This window comes from Domibacillus sp. F004 (genome assembly GCF_057814295.1).
The window spans coordinates 201,930-226,916 of sequence record NZ_JBVATB010000002.1 but is presented as its reverse complement, the minus strand read 5'-3'; the positions used below and the strand labels follow the sequence as shown (position 1 = coordinate 226,916).

Annotated in this window: 19 protein-coding genes; 9 read left to right on the top strand and 10 right to left on the bottom strand. The window is 41.9% G+C overall.

What is annotated here, in order from left to right:
- Positions 1-302: 302 nt before the first annotated feature.
- Both ACZYRN_RS06625 and ACZYRN_RS06620 read left to right on the top strand, forming a co-directional pair.
- Complete coding sequence (locus ACZYRN_RS06625) at positions 303-1,748, top strand: MBOAT family O-acyltransferase (RefSeq protein ID WP_488910741.1); 1,446 nt, start codon at positions 303-305, stop codon at positions 1,746-1,748.
- A gap of 12 nt (positions 1,749-1,760) precedes the next feature.
- Positions 1,761-2,804, top strand: a complete 1,044-nt coding sequence (locus tag ACZYRN_RS06620; protein ID WP_488910740.1) for a hypothetical protein — start codon at positions 1,761-1,763, stop codon at positions 2,802-2,804.
- A gap of 36 nt (positions 2,805-2,840) precedes the next feature.
- On the opposite strand, the gene ACZYRN_RS06615 is transcribed toward ACZYRN_RS06620, so the two are convergent.
- From ACZYRN_RS06615 to ACZYRN_RS06605, 3 genes are all read right to left on the bottom strand, one after another.
- Complete coding sequence (locus tag ACZYRN_RS06615; protein WP_488910739.1) at positions 2,841-4,331, bottom strand: C40 family peptidase; 1,491 nt, start codon at positions 4,329-4,331, stop codon at positions 2,841-2,843.
- Between the two features lie 132 nt (positions 4,332-4,463).
- Entirely contained in the window at positions 4,464-6,461 is a 1,998-nt protein-coding gene (locus tag ACZYRN_RS06610; protein WP_488910738.1) for a penicillin-binding transpeptidase domain-containing protein, read from the bottom strand.
- Between the two features lie 80 nt (positions 6,462-6,541).
- Positions 6,542-6,964: a hypothetical protein gene (locus ACZYRN_RS06605; protein ID WP_488910737.1), complete on the bottom strand. Its 423-nt coding sequence runs from the start codon at positions 6,962-6,964 to the stop codon at positions 6,542-6,544.
- A gap of 238 nt (positions 6,965-7,202) precedes the next feature.
- On the opposite strand from ACZYRN_RS06605, the gene ACZYRN_RS06600 reads away from it, so the two are divergent.
- A complete protein-coding gene (locus ACZYRN_RS06600) occupies positions 7,203-8,345 on the top strand; it encodes an MFS transporter (RefSeq protein WP_488910736.1) in 1,143 nt (380 codons plus the stop codon).
- Positions 8,346-8,426: 81 nt separating this feature from the next.
- Positions 8,427-9,569, top strand: a complete 1,143-nt coding sequence (locus ACZYRN_RS06595) for a M20 peptidase aminoacylase family protein (protein WP_488910735.1) — start codon at positions 8,427-8,429, stop codon at positions 9,567-9,569.
- A gap of 21 nt (positions 9,570-9,590) precedes the next feature.
- On the opposite strand, the gene ACZYRN_RS06590 is transcribed toward ACZYRN_RS06595, so the two are convergent.
- The 3 genes from ACZYRN_RS06590 to ACZYRN_RS06580 form a co-directional block, all read right to left on the bottom strand.
- On the bottom strand, positions 9,591-10,238 hold the full coding sequence (locus ACZYRN_RS06590) for a protein kinase family protein (protein WP_488910734.1): 648 nt from the start codon (positions 10,236-10,238) through the stop codon (positions 9,591-9,593).
- Positions 10,239-10,355: 117 nt separating this feature from the next.
- Positions 10,356-11,117 carry a 3D domain-containing protein gene (locus tag ACZYRN_RS06585; protein ID WP_488910733.1) on the bottom strand — a complete coding sequence of 254 codons (762 nt, stop codon included), beginning with the start codon at positions 11,115-11,117 and terminating at the stop codon, positions 10,356-10,358.
- Positions 11,118-11,493: 376 nt separating this feature from the next.
- Positions 11,494-12,051, bottom strand: a complete 558-nt coding sequence (locus tag ACZYRN_RS06580; RefSeq protein ID WP_488910732.1) for a 3D domain-containing protein — start codon at positions 12,049-12,051, stop codon at positions 11,494-11,496.
- 232 nt (positions 12,052-12,283) lie between these two features.
- Between ACZYRN_RS06580 and ACZYRN_RS06575 the strand changes: the two genes are divergently transcribed.
- The 3 genes from ACZYRN_RS06575 to ACZYRN_RS06565 all read left to right on the top strand — a co-directional run bounded on the left by ACZYRN_RS06575 (position 12,284) and on the right by ACZYRN_RS06565 (position 15,967).
- Positions 12,284-12,946 carry a hypothetical protein gene (locus ACZYRN_RS06575; RefSeq protein ID WP_488910731.1) on the top strand — a complete coding sequence of 221 codons (663 nt, stop codon included), beginning with the start codon at positions 12,284-12,286 and terminating at the stop codon, positions 12,944-12,946.
- Between the two features lie 18 nt (positions 12,947-12,964).
- Complete coding sequence (locus tag ACZYRN_RS06570; protein WP_488910730.1) at positions 12,965-14,224, top strand: efflux RND transporter periplasmic adaptor subunit; 1,260 nt, start codon at positions 12,965-12,967, stop codon at positions 14,222-14,224.
- 114 nt (positions 14,225-14,338) lie between these two features.
- Entirely contained in the window at positions 14,339-15,967 is a 1,629-nt protein-coding gene (locus tag ACZYRN_RS06565; protein WP_488910729.1) for a M14 family metallopeptidase, read from the top strand.
- A gap of 254 nt (positions 15,968-16,221) precedes the next feature.
- Here the strand turns inward: ACZYRN_RS06565 and ACZYRN_RS06560 are convergent, their stop codons facing one another.
- The 3 genes from ACZYRN_RS06560 to serC form a co-directional block, all read right to left on the bottom strand.
- Positions 16,222-19,632 carry a S8 family peptidase gene (locus ACZYRN_RS06560; RefSeq protein ID WP_488910728.1) on the bottom strand — a complete coding sequence of 1,137 codons (3,411 nt, stop codon included), beginning with the start codon at positions 19,630-19,632 and terminating at the stop codon, positions 16,222-16,224.
- 148 nt (positions 19,633-19,780) lie between these two features.
- A complete protein-coding gene (locus ACZYRN_RS06555) occupies positions 19,781-20,959 on the bottom strand; it encodes a phosphoglycerate dehydrogenase (protein ID WP_488910727.1) in 1,179 nt (392 codons plus the stop codon).
- A gap of 4 nt (positions 20,960-20,963) precedes the next feature.
- On the bottom strand, positions 20,964-22,061 hold the full coding sequence (gene serC / locus ACZYRN_RS06550) for a 3-phosphoserine/phosphohydroxythreonine transaminase (RefSeq protein WP_488910726.1): 1,098 nt from the start codon (positions 22,059-22,061) through the stop codon (positions 20,964-20,966).
- Positions 22,062-22,448: 387 nt separating this feature from the next.
- Between serC and uraA the strand changes: the two genes are divergently transcribed.
- Positions 22,449-23,714: a uracil permease gene (gene uraA, locus ACZYRN_RS06545; RefSeq protein ID WP_488910725.1), complete on the top strand. Its 1,266-nt coding sequence runs from the start codon at positions 22,449-22,451 to the stop codon at positions 23,712-23,714.
- A gap of 52 nt (positions 23,715-23,766) precedes the next feature.
- Here uraA and ACZYRN_RS06540 read toward each other — a convergent pair whose 3' ends face one another.
- Positions 23,767-24,645 (bottom strand): CvfB family protein, encoded by an 879-nt coding sequence (locus ACZYRN_RS06540; RefSeq protein ID WP_488910724.1) that lies wholly within the window; start codon positions 24,643-24,645, stop codon positions 23,767-23,769.
- Positions 24,646-24,777: 132 nt separating this feature from the next.
- Here ACZYRN_RS06540 and ACZYRN_RS06535 point away from each other — a divergent pair, with 132 nt between their 5' ends.
- Entirely contained in the window at positions 24,778-24,906 is a 129-nt protein-coding gene (locus ACZYRN_RS06535) for a hypothetical protein (RefSeq protein WP_488910723.1), read from the top strand.
- Positions 24,907-24,987: the final 81 nt, after the last annotated feature.

The following is a 24,987-nucleotide window of genomic DNA, read 5'->3' as shown; positions in this document are numbered from 1 at the left end:
AAGAATGTTGGCGCATTTCGCCTCAAACCTCACAGTTTCAGGAGGCCTTTTAGCTTATTCGGTGTTAAAATAAGGAAAAAGCACCTGCCAAATGGACAGATGCTCACAGCTTTTACCAACCATATTCTTGAAAACGAGTTATTTTACACACAAAACGGAACTACATGTTTATTTTACCATATTTTTATTCACTTACAACTATTATTTGTCGAATTTTTCACATCTACTGCTGCATTGTCGAAAATAGTAAAATATAGTATTATTAACGCTGTCGTTAATCGTTTCTCTCTGGAGGAGACCCAATGATTTTTAATTCCTTTGAATTTATTTTTCTCTTTTTGCCTATTGTTCTCGTTGTCTATTTTATACTGAACAAATGGAATTTTACTTTAGCGAAAAGTTGGCTTCTTATCAGTTCATTCTTCTTTTACGGCTATTGGAATCCTGCTTACTTGCCGCTTATTTTACTTTCGCTGGCTGTTAACTTTTTGACCGGCCATTATTTGAGCAAAGATTATCCAGATTTACATCGCAAAAAACTATTAATACTTGGTATTCTATTTAATGTCTTATTGCTCGGTTACTTTAAATATTACGACTTTTTTGCGGTAAATATGAATGTTCTTTTTGATGCAACGATTGAATTAAAAAATTTACTGCTGCCCTTGGCAATCAGCTTTTACACATTTCAACAAATTGCTTATCTTGTCGATTCATATCGGAAAGAAACGGGTGAATATAACTTTCTAAATTATTCGCTGTTTGTAACCTTTTTCCCACAGTTAATCGCTGGGCCTATCATTCATCACAGTCAAGTAATGGATCAGTTTCAATTGTCTGAGAACCGGCGCTTTCAATCGAAAAACGTTGCACTCGGGCTATTCGTTTTCAGCATCGGTTTATTTAAAAAAGTTGTCATTGCAGATACATTTGCCATATGGGCAAATAAAGGCTACGCCATGTCCGAATCACTCACATTTGTCGATAGCTGGCTAACGACACTTGCGTATACCTTTCAACTATACTTTGATTTCAGCGGTTACTCTGATATGGCAATCGGTTTGGGCTTGCTCTTTAATATTCGCTTGCCCCGCAACTTTTTTTCACCTTATAAAGCGACCAGTATTCAGGATTTCTGGCGGCGCTGGCACATAACACTGTCCACCTTTCTAACACGGTACATTTACATTCCGCTTGGCGGCAACCGGAAAGGGCGCACACGCACCTATCTTAATCTTTTCATCGTCTTTCTCGTCAGCGGCTTCTGGCACGGCGCCGGATGGACATTTATTATTTGGGGTATGATGCATGGAGCCGCAAGTATGGTGAACCGTGCCTGGACATCTTCAGGCCGGGCATTGTCTAAACCTTTTGCATGGCTGTTAACATTTTTATTTGTTCATCTATCTTGGGTATTTTTTCGGTCGCCGGACTTGCAGACAGCCATCTCTGTTCTTCGCAGCATGGCTGGATTCAATGGTGTACTGTTACCAAAAGATTTCATCCAGTTTCTCGATTTGCCGATCGGCAGTGTGCTTCTGTTCCGCTTCGAACTTGGCGCTCCCTTTATTGAAATTGCTATTTGGACGATCGTTACGCTGTTTATCGTCTTATTTGCGAAAAATTCAATTCAGCTGCGTGATGAGTTTACACCGAAGCGATCGATTGCTGTTATGACGGCCTGTCTATTTATCTATTCGGCCACTCGCCTTCAGCAAGTATCCGAGTTTCTCTATTTCAACTTTTAAGGTGTGATAAGCTTGAAGCAATCGAGACAATTCATCTTGATTTTCTCTGCGATCGTCTGTCTTGTATTGACAACGATCGTGTCATTTAATTATATGATGGACCCCCTATGGACGTATAATCAAAAACACAAGTTTAATGATTATCAAAGTGTTATTGACGAACGCCAGCAAAAAACGGGACGCATATTTTTTCAACCCTTCTCATACGATACGATTTTGCTAGGATCAAGCCGCTCCACCTATATTAACCAAAACACGTTTAAAAATATGAACGTTTACAATTTTTCAGTTAATAACTTGTCTATTCGCGAATATGACACCTTTCTCGCGTTTGCCAAACGCCAAAGCGATCAGCCCATTAAACGGGTCATTATCGGCCTTGATTTCTTTAAAACATCTGTACAGGAAAGCGATCGTCCTGTTTCACTCGTAAACTATGAAAAAAAACTCGACGATCCGCTTTACCGGGTGAAAAATCTGTTTTCAATCGATTCATTCCGCTACTCCGTTAAAAATCTCCGGATGTCGATCGCAAACGAAGTACAAGCAGAGCGCGCCTACAACCATGAAAACGTGGCGTTCGCCCGCCACATTTCAGCTGAAGAACGTAACGCGAATACGGTTCAAAAAATCGAGCGTTTCAAAGAAGAGTTTTACGGTTCAAATTATGTATATAACCCGCGCTATAAAGAATATTTAACCATTTTTACAGATCGTCATCCCGATGTGGAAACCATCGTCTATACGACGCCTATTTCTACAGCTCTTTTTCAAACGCTTGTCGAAGAAGGACAATTAGACGATTATGAACAGTGGCTGCATGATGTTGTCGACGTGTTTGGCGGCGTCTATAACTTTATGTACCCGAACGAGATCACGAATGATTTAACAAATTATTTTGACGGCCATCATTTTTATCCGGAAGTCGGGGACAAAATAGCTGAACGGATCAATGAAGGGCCCCACGCTCAAAACTCATTTGGTGTTTATATAACGAAAGAAAATATCGACAGCCATTTGGCTGAGATTCATAAAAAGATAGAGATGACGAAGTGAACTAAAAAACGGCCTATCAAAATGATAGGCCGTTTTTTAATAGAATCGTTTAAAACTATCAAACTTAGAAGCGAAATAAGAATTGTTTAGACTGGACACTGTGACTCCTTGCGAAGAGCTTGCATGAATGAATTGATTTCCACCTATGTATATACCCATATGAGAAATACCTTTTTTATACGTGTTGCTGAAGAAAACAAGGTCGCCTGCTTTCGGGCTCGAAATTTCGTATGAACGGCTGTAAAATCCTTCCGTATTCGTTCGAGCAACGCTTTTCCCTGCCTGTTTATATGCATAATAAATGAATCCGCTGCAGTCAAAGCCTGACGGTGATGAACCGCCCCATACATACGGAACACCAAGCATGGAATTCGCTGCACCAAGCAGATCCGAACTCGAATAAGAACCTGAAGCAGGTGTATTGCTGACATTTACCGGTTTCGCCGTTGTTCCGCCTTTTGAGCCCGCTGCAATTTTTAACTTTTGGCCGACAAAAATAATGTCTGACCTCAGGCTGTTCATTTGTTTTAACGCTGACACAGTCATTCCATTTCGCGAAGCAATGATACTGAGGGAGTCCCCGCTTTTTACTACGTACGTGCCGCTTGTTGTAGAGGAACCAGTTGTTGATGGATTACTTGTTGATGGTGTTGATTTCCCACTTACTTTCAGCTTCTGGCCGACATAAATCACATCGGATTTCAAACCATTTAGCTGCTTTAACGCAGCAACCGTCATCTTATAACGAGAGGCAATCACACCAAGAGAGTCGCCGCTTTTGACCACGTATGCACCCGTTGCCGCCGATGGTTTGCTCGTCGTCGTTTCCGATGGCTTACTTGTCGTGGTAGTCGTTGTTTTGGATGCTGTGCCGCTTACTTTCAGCTTCTGGCCGGCATAAATCACATCGGATTTTAAACCATTTAGCTGCCTCAATGCGGCAATCGTTGTTTTATAACGGCCAGCTATTACCCCGAGTGAATCACCGCTCTTTACTGTATACGTGCTGGCCGATGTTTTCGCAGACGGCTTACTCGTCGTTGTGGTCGTTGTTTTTGGTACTGTGCCGCTTACTTTCAGCTTCTGGCCGGCATAAATCACATCGGATTTTAAACCATTCATCTGCTTCAACGCAGCAACCGTTGTTTTATAACGGGAGGCAATCGAGCCAAGTGAATCACCGCTTTTAACCGTATAGGCAGAAACGGCGGCCGCTGATACGACTGAAGTTCCTGCCGTCTGCTCATTCGCTGCCACTTCTTGTTTCTTCTCTTCTCCTGCTCGTTTTGTTTCAATCGCTGCCGCTGTCTCTTCTTTTGATACAAGCAGTTCGTCATTAATGGAAAGATGATCAGATGATAATTCATTCAATTCCATCAATTGAACGACAGTGATTTTATACTGATTGGCGATGCTGAATAGCGTGTCTCCTGCTTTTACTTTGTGAAGTTCTGAAGCTTCCGCCACGGCTGCCGCCCCTGATGAAATAAAAGCTGCAGCCGTTAACGAAACAACCGTTTTATTCATTCAATCGCTCCCCGCTTTCTTTAAATCATTTCCCTACATATATCGACACATATTCTTTTTTATTCACCTATTTCCTTTCTTTTTCTTTAAATTCAGGTATATAGTTTTGTATATAACCCTTTATTTTCATATTTATTGATAATCCTTCCATTTTAAAAACAAGTTAGCTGCTTTATCGACGGCTAATTTACTACCTCCCTGTTCGGCTGTATCTTCTACGTGCAGCGCCAAAACGAAATCAGGCTGATTCGCATCATACGTGACAAATAAACCATTTTCTTTTCCTGTAGTACCTTGTTCGCTCTTCAATTCAGCTGTACCTGTTTTTCCGGAAATCAACATCCCTTCTACATTTGCCGCTTTCGCTGTTCCTTTCTCCACCACACCGCGGAGTCCTTTTTGGATAAGCGTTGCTTGTGCTTCTGTCACAAGTTCTTTTTTCCAGACAGTCTGTTCTTCATCCATAAGCAGTACAGGTTTCATCATCGTGCCTCCGTTTAAAAATGGACCATACGCGGATGCGAGGTGAGTCATACTTGTTAACACTTCACCTTGCCCGTATCCGGTATCCGCAAGCATGATGTCATTGCCAAATTCACCACTGTTGGAGATTTGTGAATCCCGCAGCGGATATTTAAATGGAAATTCCTCACCGAACCCGAATTCTTGCAGTCCCTTTTTCATCTGCTCTGCACCTGTATCGAGTGCTGCCATCGCAAAATAAATATTATCCGACGCGATCATTGCTGACTCCAGTGTAACAGGTGCTGTTGATTCACTGACTCGTGTGACATGATATTGGCCCCATGATGAATCCTTTTGCCATTGAAGCCCTTCAATTACTTTACCTGCCGCGGGATCAAGATTACCCGCTTTCATTGCCACAGCCGCTGTAATCGGTTTAATGGTTGAACCCGGGGAATACGCTCCCACAAACCGATTTAACAGTGGCTGAAGCGGGTCATCCTGCAGTGCTTTATACCGATCGCTAGCTATACCGCGTGCAAATTCATTCGGATCAAATGATGGCGACGACAAGAGGGCCATTACTTCTCCCGTTTTTGGATGAATGGCTGATGCCGCTCCCGCCGTCCCCGCCATTTCTGCGTAGAGCAGCTTTTGCAGTTCTGCATGGACCGTTACCTGAATATCCTGGCCCTTTTTCGGCTCTGTTTTCGCAATAACAATCGGCTCCTGTTTTTCTTTTTCAATAAAAATTTGCACGCCGTCTGTTTCACGAAGTTTTTTTTCAAAGAGCTGTTCAAGCCCGCGTTTGCCAATCTGATCGCCTTCTTTATAATTACCTTCATTTTCTTCCATTTCTTCTGCGTTCACATCGCCGACATAGCCGGTTAAATGAGCAGCCGCTGCTCCATACGGATAGACACGCACAGCTTTAGCTGATGCCGTTGCTCCCTGGATGGCTGTCGCTTTTTTAAGGAGCGCTTCTTCTTTTTCCGCCACTGTCTTTAACGGAACAAAATAACCGGCCTGCACCCAGCTTTGCGTCAACTGTTTATTAATGTCTTCCACAGACATCGAAAGCACCTTTGCAAGCTGTTGTTTCCCTTTGTCATCCATCTCTCCCGCTGTCGCACCGATTTGGACCGCTGTTCCATTGCCAGCGAGTAAGCTTCCATTCCGGTCAAAAATACGGCCTCGCTCCCCATCCAACCGCTGGATACGTACTTTGTCACCTTCTTCAAGGTTGGGTAGAAAATAGGATGGATCCCAGTCAATCATCCAAGATTCTCCTTCTTCTGTTTCTTCCAGTTTCATCACTGCTTCTTTTTCAAATGGGATATCCCCTGCGACCGTGCTCATTTTTGCTGAAAAAGAAAGCCGCACCGTTTGTTCATTATCTTTTTGAACGTCTTCTTCATCGGGCAATTTGACATTTGACGGCTTGATTTCTAAGTCGTTCATCAATTTTTCATACCGTTCTATAAATTCTTCTTTGTCCATGTTTTTTTTCGTTTCCGCTGAAAAATACATGTACATGTTATTTAAATCACCTTTTGTCCAAGCTTTTGTATATTCCGTAAGCCGTTCTGCAGGCGAGGCTGGGCCCGAGCAGCCACTCAGCCATAGTACCGTAAACAATAAAAAAAGAACGGGAATTCTTTTCATTTTATCCACTCCTTTCCTATCTTCTTTTTCATTATAACAAAATAAAAAAGAAGCCTCTAAAAAAAGCAGGCTGCCTTTGATTATTTCGTGTAAATAGAAACAGTTTGAATGGCTTTGTTTTTAAAAAAGAGACTTTCACAAATAGATGGAACAGATAAAAACTGAAGCATATTCCCTTTTCGAATAAAAAACTGGCTGGCAATAGACGATATGGTCCTGGCAGATAAATAAGTTGGTTTGATCGCTGTCACGGTAATGACTCCCGCTTTGAGACAATAATGGATCACTAATTCTTTCCAAGCACCGCTTTCAGCTGCTGTGATTTTAATTGCACCCTTTTCCCCAAGCAGCCATTCGTGATCCAGAACAGGAGAAGGTTCTATAAATTCAGCATCAATGATGACGTTTTCTTGAAAGAGAGTCATCAATCGTATGCAGCATTCTGCATTTTCCTTTGTCGAAAAAACAAGCAATCCATCTCCAAAATCATTAGACCTATCCATTACTAGTCTCCTTTACCTGAATAATAAGTAATATATACCATTTGATTTCGACACTTTTACCTAATATCCTTCATTTTTCGTCTAATTTCAACCTTTTTATCTGTATTTTTATAAACGCTAAATCATTCTTTCCGGCTAAAAACACCGGTAATGCTTGCACTGTTTTTTCGTTTTATATCTGTACAGCGGCTGTTTTTCGCTATAATGGGAAATGATTATTATAGAAGAGGAAGATGACATGATTTATAAAGCACAGTTTTGGCTTTCTATCACCTATTTCGCTTTTTACTTTTCATGGGGTATTTTCATGCCCTATTGGAACGCGTGGCTCATTTCTGAAAAAGAAATGACGGTTGAAGCAGCTTCTTCGCTTATTTCAATCGGGTTTCTTGTCAGAGCCGTTTCCACTTTTTTTGCCTATCCGGCACTCAGTGCAAAATATCCGGCGGGTACGTTATTAAAGTTCTTTACCATCATTACTGCCTTAACGGCGATGTTATTCATTCCAGCTTCCGGCTATATGACACTCTTTATTGTCATGATTTTATTCAACTTTATTTATCCAATTATCATGCCCATGGCGGACAGCATGGGGGCACTGTTAATGAAAACAGACCGTATTCATTATGGGAAAAGCCGTTCATGGGGATCGATCGGTTATATAGCCTCTGTCCTGTTTATCGGTGTCGCAACCGCTCTTTTTACCGATTCCGCCATTTTATATGTGTTCATTGCGAGTACGCTGTTTATGATTGCTGCAGCGTTTTATTATACACCGCCTGCACTCCGTGAACGCGGTGATTTGCGGCGCGTGCCGCTGCGGCATCTGCTTCGCTCAAAACGGTTTTTAACAGCGCTCATCATCTGTGTCTTCATTCAAGGTGCTCATGCCGCTTATTATAATTATGGTGTTCTTTACTTGCAGCATCTCGGTGTTGGCAGTGCATGGATTGGCGTTATTTTAAATATCGCGGTTGCGGCTGAAATTCTCTTTTTTAATGTAGCCGATCGCTTTTTACGTCATACGAGTGTGCCTGTCATGTTTTTTTGGGCAGCGATTGCGGCTGTCATTCGGTGGATGATCATGTTTTTATTTCCGTCTGTTGCTGTTTACATGTTCGCTCAATTCTTTCATGCGTTCACATTCGGGCTCGCTCATTACGCTTTTATCCGGTTATTGTATGAAGAATTTGATTCATCAGAAATTCCAGCGGCTCAAGGTGTCTATTCCTCACTTGGCATGGGACTAAGCGTTGCCATTTTAACAGTTGGGTCGGGATACTTATACGAGATTTCTCCGCAACTGTCATTTTTAGGGATGGCGATCGTCGCTTTACCAGCTGTTTTTATTAGTTTTTTCTTATTAAAAGGAAAAAGATAAGGATTTTCAGTCATTTCCCAAGCCAAACATGTTGTTTTGGCTTATACTATAGAGAAAGGATTACCGGGGGAGGGCTTGCTGATGGCTCAAACGGACATAATATTTGAAAACAGACTTCTTGAGATTTTCGAACATTTGCATGCACATCCAGAAATAAGCTGGAAGGAAACGAAAACGACAGCTTATATTTCAAGCTTGTTACAAAGTGAAGGAGTCCGCTCGTACACATTTGATGACTGCACCGGACTCATTGCCGAAATCGGCACTGGATCTCCTGTTGTGGCTGTACGCGCAGATATTGATGCACTCTGGCAACAAGTAAACGGGGAGTTCCGGGCTAATCATTCGTGTGGACACGATGCACATATGTCGATTGTAATTGGGGCATTGTTGAAATTAAAAGAAGAAATCACAGAAGGTACGGTCCGGTTTATTTTCCAACCTGCTGAAGAGACAGGCACCGGCGCCTTAAAAATGGTCAATAAAGGTGTCGTCGATGATGTCGATTATTTGTTTGGCATGCATCTTCGGCCAATTGAAGAAGTTCCATTCGGGAAAATTACGCCATCCGTTTATCACGGCGCTGTTGCGTTTTTAAACGGAAGAGTGATTGGCGATGATGCGCATGGTGCCCGGCCATATCAAGGGGTAAATGCCATTGAAGTAATGTCATCACTTAGCCGTCAATTGAACACAATCAACTTTTCACCTTTTGAACCATACTCGGCAAAAATGACACGTTTGGAAGCGGGCGGACAAAGTTTAAATATTATTCCTGGATCAGGTAAGTTTGGTCTAGATGTACGTGCCCAGAGAAATAAGATTTTGCTTGAACTTCAAAAAGCTATTGAGCATAAAATTGAACAAATTAGTCTGCTTTATGAAGTGAAAATTGATTATGAATGGATGGATTTCACTCCGGCAGCCGAAGTGTCAAAAGATGCTGAAGCATTTTTGCGCAAAGGAATTATTGAAGTAGCTGGAAGTGAGGCGCTTGCTGAACCGCTCATTACACCTGGAAGTGATGATTTTCATTTTTATACCATTAAACGTCCTCATATTAAAGCAGCCATGATGGGCCTTGGTTCGAATCTTGTACCGGGTCTTCATCATCCTAATATGACATTTGACAGGCGTATTATTAAAATCGGTGCTGATGTGCTGGCGGCCAGTGTAAAATACGCACTCAAAGGCGATAATAGTTCTAACGAAAAACCGCAGTGACAAATTCGTCTCTGCGGTTTTTTAATGATGCTGAATGATTCCGGCTTTTTTGCGATGAATAGGCAAAAGCCGTTTTCTGTACATCGTGCCGATCATATTCAGCAGCCATGTTGGAAGGCGCTTCGGAAAAAAAGGTTTCGTATAAAAATGAATATATGCATTTTTAATATCTTCCCAGTTCATACAATCCTTCGTTTGCCGGAACCTGGCAACATCGATAAGTACAATTCTGCCCTCTCCTGTAACCATAATATTTCGCAAATGAACATCAGAAGGATTTAATCCTCTTTTCCGCGCATCTTTCAGGGCCAAATCTGCTTCCTGAACAAGTTCTTCCGGAATATCAATTCCCTCTTCTAAACATTGAAATAATGTTTTCCCATCGATCCAATCGATGACAATATAGGTATCACCCGATTCGTGAAGCTCTGGATAATTTGACAAACCGGATAACAGCCGGTAAATCTCCGCTTCTTCTTTTGCAATATACACTTTATCAGGATAGAAGACTTTTAATGCTTTATTCGTTCCTTGAATGCGGTACACAACAGCACTTCGCCCATCTCCTTCATGCAGCAGCCGCTCATCATGAACAATTGGTTTCCACGTTCCCTTTTTTCTTTGAAACCGTACACTTTCCGCTAAATGTTTATAACGTTTCAACGTCATTCCTCATTTCTTCTTTCTACTATTATATACAGCAAGTGCTCAAAAATCGATGAATGTGCACAACAAAACAAAAAATGCCTTCCCAGGCGAGGGAAGGCATTTTTCACCATGTATGTGTTAGTCTAAAATTGTGACGTTTACCGTACGTACGCCCCAGTTGTTTGCTGCATTTGTTGTCGCGACGTGAAGGTCAATTCTATTTCCTTTGATCGCACCACCAGTATCACCGGCAACGGCTTCCCCATATCCTTCAACGTATACACGTGAACCTAATGGAATGACATTCGGGTCAACGGCAACAACTTTTTTGCTGCGGTCATTGCGAAGATCGATACCTGTCGCTGTAATCCCTGAGCAGCCTGCGCAATCAGCTGTATAGGCTGTTGCTTTCATCGCGATTGTATTGCCTTGTGGTGCTGCTTCTGCAGGTGCAGGTGCAGCCGCCTGCTTCGTTTGGGCTGCTGGTGCTGAAGCTTTAGCTGCTGGTGCTGCTGCACTTCCGCTCGTTGAAAGAACGTCTCCAGGGTAGATCATATCGGAGGAAAGACCATTGATGGATTTCAGTGAACTCACTGAAATGCCGTGTGCTGATGCAATTTTGAATAATGTATCGCCAGCTTTAACCGTATATGTACCGTTAGAAGATGCTGATGCTGATTTGCTTGAGCCTGTTGTTGAAATGGTATCGCCTGCATAAATCAGGTGAGAAGAAATACCGTTAGCTGCTTTTAATTGCTCCACTGTCGTACCGCTTTTTTGTGAGATACTCCACAGTGTATCGCCTGGTTGTATTGTATATGTGCTAGCTGATGCAGCAGTGCCGAATAGGCTACCGCCGATTACTGTTGTTGCTGCAAGTGCCATCATTTGTTTCTTCATAGTTAAGAAAACCTCCTGGGTTGTTCCTGCCGGTATGATCTGATCAATCATTGTACGCAAGAATTGTTTAAATCTATAACTCTCCGTGACTGTAAGGACGACTGCAGATACGGGTCACAAAGGCATAGTAATTATTTTAGCCTTTGATCCTTTTTATATAAAAAGCGCTTAACGCTCTACTGCGTTTTCCGCTAACGAGATTAATTGTAACACGCTTAAGAACGTAATGTTTTTAAAAGGAGGTTACGGTTAGATGTGGAAATATGACATAACTGTTACAAGTAAACTCTTATTTCCATTTTGTCATCTAATTGACATACACGAGAAATGTGCAAATAAAAAAGGAGACGTTTAATCCGTCTCCCTTTCAAAAACCTTATTTTAAAATTTGTACTTTTACTGTGCGAACGCCCCAGTTTTTCGCTTTTTGAGACGTTGACATATGTACATCAATTTTATTTCCTTTAATCGCGCCGCCTTTGTCACCGGCAATGGCTTCCCCGTATCCTTCTACATACACTTTTGTTCCAAGCGGAATGACGTTTGGATCAACAGCGATTACTTTCGCATTCGGGTTTTTCTTTAAGTTAATACCTGTTGCTGTAATACCGGAACATCCTTTGCAATAGGCTGTATAGGCTGTTGCTTTAACAGTAATTTCTTTTACTGCATTTGTTGTTTTATTTTCTTTGGCTGGAGCTGGCTGGCTTGTGGCTGCCGCTGTTTTGCCAATTGTTAACTTTTGACCAACTTTAATGAGATTAGAAGATAGCTTATTCCATTGTTTCAATTGATCCACTGTTGTTTTATATTGAGTCGAAATTTTATAGAGTGTGTCTCCCTTTTGAACTGTGTGAGTAGCGGCCATTGCTTGAGCCGCAGAAGCTGAAAAGATCATCAGTGCAGCTAGAATTGACATTGCCATTTTTTTCACGAATAATTACCCCCTAGTAGTTGTAACAATGGAACGATTGTACCATTCTACTATTTCAAGACTATTACACTAGGATGTTCGTTTCATTACATTCATATTTCAATTGATTAATAATTCTGACCTTTTAAAATTATAGTCGTTCACATGATTTATATTGGTTCATATGTTCATAGTTGTATATAATATAGAATGTTATTTGCTTTCCTTATTCTATTTGATGGGAGATTTTAAGATGGCTTATCGGCTTCAGCTTTTTAAAGGGCTGTTTCGCTCTACTGATCAACTTTATCAGTTATCTCAAACTGAGAAAATTCACGGTTTGTGGACAAAGTTTTCACTGTTGCTTTTAAGCAGTGTTCTCTTATCTCTGCTTGCCGGTTACCTCGGCATACAAGGCGAGAGTATCTCCACGTATATGGCCGAATCGGATAAGTTTACTTATGAATGGCTAAAAGTGCTTTTTGCGGCAGGCTCAGGTCTATGGGGGCTGTTCTTTCCGTTGTTTTTCATTTTTATTCCGGCCTTGCTATTCTGGACATTTCTTGAAATCGACTTTAAAAAATTAGTTGGTTTGCAATGTATCGTCTTAACGATTTACTTAATTGAATATGCGCTTTTAATTGCGTGGAACGTTTTTTTCTCGATCCCGCGTGATTCCTCTCCTTTCTCACTCGGTGTTGTCGCCCAGTATGCAACTGAGAATGGTATTGCGATCCGCTTCTTCAGCTTTATTTCGATTTTTCAAGTATGGATTCTCATCATCCAGTATCGCTTCCTGCGTACCTCTGAAGCGAAAGGACCCTTTTTCGTTTTTCTCATGGTCTTCCTAATCGGGCTTGCATTCTGGATTTTATCGACATTATTCACATCGATTTATGTCGAGAATTTGTTTTAATTGAAAGAGGTGAACATATTGAAAAAAATAAGAAAACAAGTATGGCTGGCAGCGAGTGCTGTCGTTATTGCGGGAAACTTATATTTAACATTTAAAGAAGACAGCAAAGCGGACCGCACAGAATGGCTGCGGGAGTGGGACCGGGCATCAACCGGTGATGTCGTCCAATCATTTTCAACCAAAGGTGTTGTCGTACCATCCGATGAATATCCCATCTACTTTGATGAAAGTATGGGCTCCCTTAAACAAGTGCTTGTAAAAGAAGGCGATGCCATTCAGCCGGGCGATGAACTGTTTGAATATTCATCAACAGACATCGATGAAGAGATTGACCGTTTAACGGTAGAAAAAGAACAGACAGAGCAGCAAATTTCACTTATCGACAATCAATTAAGCCAGCTGCGCGTGCTATTATCACAAGCGGAGCGTAAAGAAAACGACAGGCAGACTTCAAGGAATACTGATCGGACAAACGATCCTGACAGCAACACGACCATCATCAGCTCAGGAGACGCTAGCACAACGATTGAAAATGAAATTTTGCAGCAAGAAACAGAGAAACAAAAACTGCAGGAAGAAACAAAGAAATATGATAAATTAATTACCTCGCAAGAAGTGAAGAAAAGGAATTTAATTGTTAAAAGTATGAATGAAGGCTATGTAAAAAAGATTGACCGCAGCTTAAACAATCCGCTTCTGATTATTAATTCCTCCGTTCCGGCAGTAGAAGGTGTATTAGATGAAAAGCAGGTGAAAAAAGCGGCAGCGAGTCAGCGCGTTGAAGTAACGGTTGATACAACAGCCGAACAATTTGACGGGTCGCTTACCGATGTCAGTCAACAGCCTGAAGAAGAACCATCTGTAAAACGGCAAAGTTTATATCCATTTTCAGCCCAGCTAAGCGGTGTTGAATCGTCTGACCTGTATCCCGGTTTAAAAGCGAATGTGAATGTGATCACGGCAGAAGCACTTGAAGCGGTCACGGTTCCTGGCACATCCATTTTAAAAAGCAATCAAAAAAAATATGCGATTGTCATGAACACACAAGGGAAACTAGAACGCCGCCTCATTAAAACAGACTTAACAGTTGATGGCGTTTTTCAAGTAACCGACGGCATTGAATCAGGCGAAGCAATCGTCATTCATCCACATGAACTTGTGGTGAAACGCGGACCGTTCATTACGCCTATTAATGCGGATCATGTGAAAAAGAAGACGTTTAATGATCTATCTCGTACAGATAAAATGAAATATATTTTACTAGGTGTTTTATCTTAATCTATGCGCATTCTGCTTTTATAACGAGCAGAATGCGCATTTTTTTCATGTTTTCTCCCTCTTATCTACTATTCTGTTAAAATGGTAATAAATAACGAATAATTGGAGGAAACCATGAAAAAGTGGATTTTTTTTCTATTAAGTGCCGTTTTGATCACCATGTCTGTACTTCCGCTTATGCCCCGAGCTGCTTCTTACATGCTGACAATTGCGGATACTCACATTTATACACCGCCATCTGGCGGAAAGGCGGCCGTATTAACACCCATCCCAGCCAACACGAACGTCCTTGTTATTAGTGCAGAAGAAAAGCGGATTCGGATTACTTGGCAAGGTATCAACGGATTTATCGCCCGTGAATATTTATCTGGCGGTGACGTGTCTGCAGTACATCCCGACACACCTGCCTCGGATGGCTATTTTCAGTTAGCGGCTGACGCCGAATTATTTAAAAAGCAAAATGGGGAAATGGTGAAAACAGGTCGTCTTTTGGCAGGCGAAGTATGGAAAAAGACCGGCACTGAAAATGGCTATATCGCCTTTGTATTTGGCCATACGACCGGCTACGTAAAGGAAGCAGATGTTACATTTTTAACAGAAGCGGTGCTTGCCGGCGGCGTCCAGCCAGGCGGAACATATAAAAACCGCGCAATCACACGAAAAACGACAGATTTACTTTATTCGAAAAACGGAACATTAACCTCAATGGGCCGTCTCCAATCAGGTGTCCTGTTTGAAACGCGTGCTGCTTATAGAGATTACTACATCATTGATATTGGCGGCCGTACCGCTTATGTGCGTAAATCGGATGTGACGCTCTATACAGGCAACTACGTGGATCCATTTAAAGCCATTACATATAGTCAAATGGAGAAAGATTTAAAAGAACTCATACTGTGGCATCCTGACATCGCGTCACTAGAGACGATCGGCAAATCAGTAGACGGCCGTGATTTGTACGCGTTGAAAATTGGTTCGGGAAAAGAAGAAGTAATGGTAAATGCTTCTCATCATGCACGTGAACATATTACAACGAACGTTATCATGGAGATGGCTGATCAATACGCCCACCTGTTTAAAACAAACGGAGAAATGAATGGCTATTCCGTTCAGAATATCTTAAAAAAAGCATCCATTTATTTCGTACCGATGGTAAATCCAGACGGCGTATCACTCGTTCAGCTCGGTGCAGGCAGCGCAAAAAACAAAGCATCCGTTTTGAAAATGAATGGCGGCAAATCGAATTTTTCTGAATGGAAAGCCAATGTGCGCGGCGTTGATTTAAACCGCCAATATCCAGCCAAGTGGTCGACGATTTGCTGTGATCCAGGCAAACCATCGCCGCAAAATTATAAAGGACCGATAGCATTAAGTGAGCCCGAAGCAAAAGCGATGTATGACTTTACACTTGCTCATTCTTTTAAAGCGAGCGCAGCGTATCATAGTTCGGGTCAAATTATTTTCTGGCACTTTCATCAATCAAGCGCCCTAAAAACAAGAGATGCTGCAATTGCCAAAAAAGTGAGCAGTAAAACAGGCTACAGCCTTGTCGCACCACGGTTGAATCCAAGCGGCGGCGGCTACACCGATTGGTTCATCCAGTCGGAGCAAAAGCCCGGGTTAACGATTGAAGTCGCTCCTTACGTCGGTAATCGTCCTGTCCCGCTTGTTTACTTCTCTTCTATTTGGAAGCAAAACAACTCGATCGGACTGCTGCTCGCCAACGAAAATATTAAGCAATAGATAGAATGAAACGAACTGCTGCAGCAGTTCGTTTTTTAGATTCGCGCACAACACCGTCGAGGCGCACCTATTTCCACAGATTCGCTCACAATCACACCAAATCACACCTATTTCCACGCATTCGCTCACAATCACACCAAATCGCACCTATTTCCACGCATTCGCTCACAATTACACCAAATCGCACCTATTTCCGCTTATTCGCTCACAACGACAAAAAAGCCACTGATCACAAAAAGATCAGTGGCTGCTTTCTATTTTTTCACAATGAATTCATACGGCGCAGTAGAAGCTGTACCGTTCGCTTCGCTGAGTGCAATAAAATACCTTCCTTTTGCGAGCTTCACTGTACCGATCTCTTCGTCGTTCTGGCCGTATCGGTCAAACTTGGCGACAAGTTTTCCTTTTTCATTATACACTTCCACCACACCATCCAAGTTTTGTCCGGCTGTGAAGGAAAACGAAATCATATCTTCTTTCGTCATATTCAGCAAGAAATAATCTGTATCGCCGAATGGAACGCCTGTGTTAAAGTAACCACGCGCCCCGTACTGGCCGTTCACTGTTTTCATTGCGAGCGGCTTCGTTGGCACATGATTGATGACTTTCGCATCGCCGTCTGCAAACTGATTGAACGTTGCGCCAACATTTATTTTATACGGCTGCAGGCTTGGACCTGTTGGCAAAAATGGGGCAACTTCTATAAAGTAACCCATCTCCTCTTTTGCTGCAAACGATGAATGCACTTCCCGTTCAATCGTAAAGGATAATAGATCAGGACCAAATATAGAAGCCCGTTCCATTTCATCTGGATCCATCACCTTGTCCCCATTTGTATCTTCCACAATTGCACCGTTGAAAATATGTTCCTGACGCAGTTCATATGGAATGCTTGTTTTTTGAGCATTTGTAAGCATGGATGATAGAATATCAAGCGTATAAATACGTGCTTTTCCATCATTCATAAAATAGTAATAATCGGTATCACCGGCTTGCACGAAGTAATTTTCATACGATTTTCCAGCCGTAATATCGAGCCCTTCTTCTGGCATATTTTGATCATTATCTATTTCTGCCGGCACGTTTGCGACTTTTTTCGACTTGAGCGTATACGGATCTGCTGAAATATTGTATAAATTATTCGTCAATTGTACAACGTATGTCGTTCCTTTTTTCAAGGCAATAGTTAGTTCTGGTGAACTGCCCATTCCGCCAAGCAAGCTCATCAATAAATCCATTTCACCGCCGCTGCCGTACACAGGTACAAGTGACCCGGCCTCTTCGTTATATTCCATCAATGTCATTGATGCAAGCTGGCTGTTGCCTTCACTGATCGAAAATTGATAAATGCCATCCTCTGAAGGTGTTAAACGGTAATAATCTTCGTCATACTCTGTTTGGAAATAGCCCCTTTTTTCTTGGCCGACTGTGTAAGGGAGAGCTTTTTCCATAATGGCTGTATCTTCATTCGCTTCTTCTTCACCTGCCTCTTCGTCCATCAATGAATCTTCTTTGAGCTCACCATATTCATTTGGCGAAATCTTTTTATTTAATAGCGCATCTTCAAGAGTTTCTTCTTTCGGCAATCCATCTTCATCCGCCGGTATTTCATGTTCTTCCACTTTCATCTTATACGGATAAGCAGATGAGCTAGACGAACCTTCATTCAGCTTATCAATATCCATCGATAGTAAATCAAGCAGTGATCCTCCAAGTAAATCATTACTAAATGTGGAATTCGTCACATTAATATGGTAATCGACTCCCGGTACAGCTTGGAATGACAATGTCTCCCCTTCATTCGTACCCCCATTGTTTGCATATGCAACCTCGTGATAGCCTGCATCTTCATTTTCTTCTGTTAGTATAGACGCTGACAATGCAGAATCGACACCTGGCAGGCCCGAAATCGAGACAGACAATAATTTCGGCTCATCTACAGATAACGTAAAATAATCTGTATCCGGTACTTCTTCTTCGTTGGTATATAGCGTGAAATCATTTTTCACAAATGGAAATGACGTAATCAAGATAGGGTTTTCTTCCGACGTCGCGTCTGGTGCAAGTGGTTCCACTTTTTCCGCTCCCAATGTGAAAGAGGACTTGCCTGATTCACTGTAATTGCCATTTGAATCTTTTACACCTATTAACAATGTTCCTGATTCTACTGCTGTAAATAAGTTACCTTCCTGTTCGCCTACGCGCGCCGCATTTACATCACGTACATATTCCGGCTCTCCATCTTCCGGCACAAAATACAATTCCATCGCATAATCGTAGCGATCGCTTCCATTTAGCACCGTCTGGACATGCTCACCTTCTGCCAGATTTGCCTTATACCAGTGCATGGTACCCGGTGATGTAAACGCACCTGTAAAGGTTTGTTTACTTGATGTCACTTCTTTCGCTGTTTGAAGCAATTCTTCTCCCAATTCATCAGGACGATCCGGCAGTTGGCTTATATCAAATTTCAACGCATTGAGCGGATTGATTAACCCGTTACCGTACGTTAAATCATAGCCTTTTTCGCCAAGATCGGTCGCCGTCTGTTCTAAAATATATTCAATCTCAAAAGCGGTTAAATCAGGGTATTTTGATTTTAATAAACCGGCTGTTGCTGCTACAACGGGTGAAGCCATTGATGTACCGGTCAGCCGGGCAAATTTGGACCCTGTTTCTGATCCATAAGCCGTACTGTAAATGTTTTCACCCGGTGCCACCACATCAACCGATGCACCGTAGTTGGAACTGTCAGACAGTTTTTTGAAGCCGTCAACATTGCCAACGTTGATGACACCTGGATACGATGATGGATAAGAATATTCATCTGTTGATTCATTCCCCGCTGCGGCAACGACAACCACACCTGAATCAATAGCGTATTGAATGGCTTCTTCAACGACTAACGACGGCATGTAGCTGCCAAGACTTAAATTAATCACATCAGCCCCGTTATCAACAGAATAAACGATGCCATCTGCAATGGTGTAATCATTGGCCCCCATACTGCCATTAAAGACATCGACCGGCAGCACTTTTGCATTCGGAAATACACCGTGGCCTCCCACTCCATTATCTTTTACAGATGCAATAATCCCAGCCACATGTGTCCCATGCAAATCACGGACCGGGTTTCGAGCTGGCTCGGCCGCATTGTATGGAGCAAGCAAATTGGCTTTTAAATCAGGGTGCTTATAATCAACGCCATCGTCCACAACAGCGATCGTTACATCATTTTTACCGGCAGCTAGAAGTGCCTTGTCCATATTTAAAAGGGCTAAGTGCTCCATTTTGCTTTTTTTAGGATCGGGTGCTGCGGCCAATCGTTTATATTGCACACTAGGTGTAATCGCGACAATTTCAGAACGCGTTTTATAAATACTTAGTACGTCACTTAATTTTTTTGATTTCGGAATCTGAACGACATCATACCCAAGAGATGGCAAACGTTTAACGATTGCGACACCTGCTTTTTTATGTATGCTTGTTGGCAGCGCTTTTGAATATTTAATGACAAGCCTCTGTGAATCAGTCATTTTCTGATCTTGCTGTGCTGCTTTGTATTCAGCTTCTTTTTGTTCGACCGGTGTTTCAGCTAGTGCCGCCCCCGGCAGGACAAGAGCTGCACTGACAGCTGCTGCCATCATTTTTTTCCATTTGTTCACAATGAATCCCCCATTCTCTTAGCCTTCTTTCTATCTTACCTTTAAATAGGGAAATTAGTTTCACTTTTTTTCATCAATTTCAATATTTTTCTTTTTATTTTCACATAAAAAAACGGCCCTGAAAATGAATTCAGGACCATTCGTTTTATTAAATAATACGGGCTAAAACAACACCCGGGATGTTTGATAATTTTTCTGTTAGACTAGGGATCACTTCACCGTTTACTTGATTATCGATATCAATCAGTGTATAGGCGTAATCACCTTTACTGCGGTTCACCATATCCGCAATATTCAAGCTGTATTCAGACAACGCACCTGTAATTTGACCAACCATATTTGGCACGTTTTTGTGTGCAACAGATACACGGCGTTTTCCTGTGAATGGAATTTCAATATTACCAAAGTTAACTGAGTTTTTAATGTTGCCGGTTTCTAAATAATCTTTCATCTGTAGAGCAGCCATCAACGCACAGTTTTCTTCTGATTCCGCTGTTGATGCACCAAGATGCGGTGTTGGAATGACATTTTTCATGCCTAATACATTTTCATTCGGGAAGTCTGTAATGTATTTTCCAATTTTTCCGCTCTCAAGTGCTGCTTGCAAATCTACTTCATTGACGAGCTCGCCGCGTGAGAAGTTCAAAATGCATGCGCCGTTTTTCATTGATTTATATGCTTCTTTATTAAACATGCCGCGCGTATCGTCGGTAAGCGGCACGTGAACAGTAATGTAATCACTTGCTGCAAAAAGCTGCTCAATTGTTAAAGCACGCTGTACATTGCGTGATAAGTTCCATGCGGTATCAACAGAAATAAATGGATCAAAACCAATAACATCCATATCAAGGTCAAGTGCATTGTTTGCAACGAGCGCACCGATATGACCGAGACCGATAACACCGAGTGTTTTTCCTTTTACTTCGCGGCCGACAAACTGCTTTTTGCCTGCTTCTACAAGTTTAGGGATCTCATCGCCTTTTCCTTTTAATTCTCTTGTCCAGTTTACACCGTCAAATAAATTACGGGAAACAGCCATGATCGTTGTCAAAATTAATTCTTTCACGGCATTTGCATTCGCACCTGGCGTATTGAACACGACAATGCCCCGCTCTGTACATTCTTGAACCGGAATATTGTTTACGCCGGCACCGGCACGAGCGATTGCTTTTACATTATGATCTAGCACTGTGTCATGCAAGTTCGCACTGCGAAGCAAAATTCCATCTGGGGTATTCGTTTCATCGTTTACTTGAAAATTTTCCGCATTTTCAAATACATTTAGACCAACATCAGCAATATTGTTTAATGTTTTAATCGTATACACGTTTTTACTTCCCCTCTTCTGTTGAATGAGTCTGTTCGAAATTTTTCATAAATGCAACAAGTGTTTCCACACCGGCAACTGGCAGTGCATTGTATACACTTGCACGCATACCGCCAACAGAACGATGTCCTTTTAATGTTTCAAGACCGGCTGCTTTCGCTTCTTTTACAAATAACGCATCAAGTTCATCGCTTGGAGAGACAAATGGAATATTCATCAGTGAACGGTCTTCTTTTTGTACGGGTGAACGGAAGAATGCAGATGTTTCTAAATAATCGTATAAAAGAGCTGCTTTATCACGATTGATTTTTTCCATCGCTGCAATACCGCCGCGCTCTTCCAGCCATTCAAAAACAAGCTTTGCCACATAAACGCCGAATGTCGGCGGTGTATTGTAAAGTGAGCCGCTTTCTGAATGTGTTTTGTAATCAAGCATAACCGGAACGGATTTTTCTGCTTTACCGATTAAATCTTCACGAATAATAACGAGTGTTAAACCGGCAGGACCGATATTTTTTTGTGCACCGGCATAAATAAGGCCAAATTTCGACACATCTATTTCTTCCGACAAAATATTCGATGACATATCCGCTACGAGCGGTACATTTCCTGTATCCGGAATCGTATTAAAAACCGTACCTTCAATGGTGTTATTCGTCGTAATATGTACATAGTCTGCTTCTGCATCAATCATATCCGCTGTAATTTCTGGAATATAGCTGTAGTTTTTGTCTTCTGAAGAAGCAATAACGCGAACTTCTCCGTACTTTTGCGCTTCTTTAATCGCTTTTTTTGACCATGATCCTGTATTAATGTAATCTGCCTTTTTGCTTCCTGCAAACAAATTCATTGGGACCATTGCGAACTGCTGGGATGCGCCGCCTTGAAGAAATAACACTTTGTAGTTATCTGGAATGTTCATCAACTTGCGAAGAACCGCTTCCGCTGTTTCAATAATATCTGTAAACCATTTTGAACGGTGGCTCAGTTCCATAACCGACATGCCTGAACCTGCATAGTTTGTAAGTTCTGATTGCGCTTTTTCAAGTACTTCAAGAGGCAGCATAGAAGGACCGGCTGAGAAATTATACACTCGTGTCATCATTTTACTCCTTTATTCGTGTTATTTTTGGGAATTTAAAAAATTTGTACTTTTTTGTACTTTATTGATATCCGAATTATAAAATAACACGGCGCACATATCAAGGGCAGTTCCTCTATCTTTTCAATGAAACCATCGTTTTTTCCGCTTACATTGCCTGTTTCAAACGCTGTTTTCAATTACGAACATTTTGTTAATTTTTCATTTTTTCATTCGCTTTTTAAATATAAACCGCTTTTTTGGTTAATTAGGCATTTTATTGCGGAAAAAAGCGGACGTCATCTCATGCTTCTTTATTCGGCCTTTTTCCAGAATCGATAGTCAAATGAGCACGTTTTGGAGTATAATGGCTACGATTTATATGTCAATCTTAGGAGGAATCTTTTCTTGCGCACTTATCAAATTGATGAACGGCCGCCGCTCCCGGCGTTGATCCCGCTCAGTCTTCAGCATTTATTCGCCATGTTCGGGTCAACCGTTCTCGTGCCGATTTTGTTCGGTGTAAATCCTGCGACCATATTGTTAATGAACGGAGTCGGTACGCTTATTTACATTTTCCTTTGCAAAGGACAAATTCCAGCCTACCTCGGTTCCAGCTTCGCTTTTTTATCACCCGTCTTTTTAGTTATGTCAAATGGAAGCTACAATCAGGCACTCGGTGCTTTTATCGTTGTCGGATTCATTTTTATTGTTGTGGCCGGCATTATTAAGGTGGCCGGCAGCGGCTGGATTGATGTCGTCTTTCCGCCTGCAGCAATGGGCGCAATCGTAGCTGTTATTGGACTGGAGCTTATCCCGGTGGCCGCAGGAATGGCTGGCATTATCTCATCAGATGGCGCAGCAGACTGGTCACCCGACCGCAACACGATTATTGTCTCCATGCTGACACTTGCCATTACAATTATCGGCAACGTTATGTTTCGCGGATTTTTAAAAATCATCCCTATCTTAATTGGCATTATCTCTGGTTATGTCATTGCAGCCTTTTTTGGCATGGTAGACTTGCAGCCCGTTCGCGACGCCAAATGGTTTGCTTTACCCGACTTTTACCGGCCTGAATTTGACTGGACGAGCATTGTCATCATTGCTCCCGCTGCTCTCGTTGTCATCGCTGAACATATCGGGCATCTTGTCGTCACGCAAAACATCGTCGATCGTGATTTAATGAAAAAGCCCGGTCTCGGCATTTCTTTGTTCGGAAATGGCATTTCAACTGTTTTATCCGGTTTTGTCGGTTCAACGCCAAATACAACATACGGCGAAAATATCGGCGTTCTCGCGTTAACAAAAGTATATTCAACATGGGTGATCGGCGGGGCAGCTGTGATGGCGGTTTTCTTATCCTTTTTCGGCAAACTAGCCGCACTCATTTCAACGATTCCAACAGCTGTAATGGGCGGTATTTCTTTACTGCTTTTTGGCATTATCGCTGTTTCCGGTTTACGGATGCTCGTAGAATCCAAAGTTGATTACTCAAAAACAACAAATATGATTTTAACCACTATTGTACTTGTGATCGGTTTGTCCGGCGCCACATTTACATGGGGATACTTGCAGCTAAAAGGGATGGCACTTGCTACCGTTATTGCTATTTTATTAAGTCTTTTCTTTACTCTCATTAATAAGTTAAAGCTTTCAAACGATTATGAATAAGACGAAAAGGGATCAAGGGGCAGGTACCCCATCGATCCCTTTTTTAATTTGCTTACGATTCGACTGTCGGCTTTGTTCCCTCATATGTCCAGCCATCTTCCTGGTAGGCTTTGCCTTCTTTCATCAGCTTGCCAAGTGCACGTTTAAACGCTCCTTTGCTCATGCCAAAACGCTTCTCGATTTCTTCCGGGAGACTTTTATCGGAGTACGGCATTTTCCCGCTGCGGCTCATTAAGTATTCATACACTTTCTCTGAATCTTCCAGCTGCCGTTCGTGGCGGCGTCCGAGCAGTGATATGTTTATTGAACCGTCATCATGTACATCAATAATACGGCCTTCTACCGTCTGTCCAACACGCGGTTCATCTTCACGCTGTGTCGGATGTAGAAAGGCCCGATGGTGTTCAGCGGTAATAATCCATGAACCCGCTTTTCCCGTCCGGTACACGATACCGGTAAAGTCTCTATTTAAATCTGTTTTGTTTGCTCGTTTGGCAATATCCCAAATGGTTTCCTCTGTCGCCGGTTTTGCAAACAGCCGTCCATTTTTATCAAGTTTCAGCGTACAATATAATTTGTCGCCTTCAATCGGCCGCACTTCATATTTATAAGGTAAATCATCTTCAGATACGAGCGCGTCTTTGGAAATGCCGATTGAAACGAATACACCAAGTTTATTTACTTCCTCTCCAACAACTTCCGCCCACGCATATTCGCCCAGCGTCATAAGTGGTTTATCCATCGTTGCAGCTAAACGTCCACCATGATCTTGATAAAGAAATACCTTAACCGGCTCATCCGGATCAAATCCCTCTCTCACTTCGCTGTGATGCAAAAGAACAGAATCCCCCTCTTCATCCATTAAAAACCAGCCGTACTCCTGTTCATTTTTCACGGTTAATGTAACAATTGTTCCCGCTTCAAGCGCCATACACGCACACCCTTCCTAAAAGTTCTCATTGCTGTTCATTATATCAGCTTTCCCGCAGTGATGTTTAACAATTCATCGTGTCGGGTACACTTGAATTAACTAACACTTTAAACTGAAAGGTGAGAAACAAAAATGGCGCGTTCAACTGGATCACTGAAAAACCTAATGAAAATGGGAATTAAATATGGACCAATTATTTATCCACTTATTAAAAAATATTTAAATAAACGAAAAGCAGCAAAAGTATATAGACCAAGATAAAAACAGATGAAGGTTTCCCCCCTTCGTCTGTTTTTATTCTTTACTGCCCCTTTTCTTCCTTTTCCATTAAATAGGAATCAC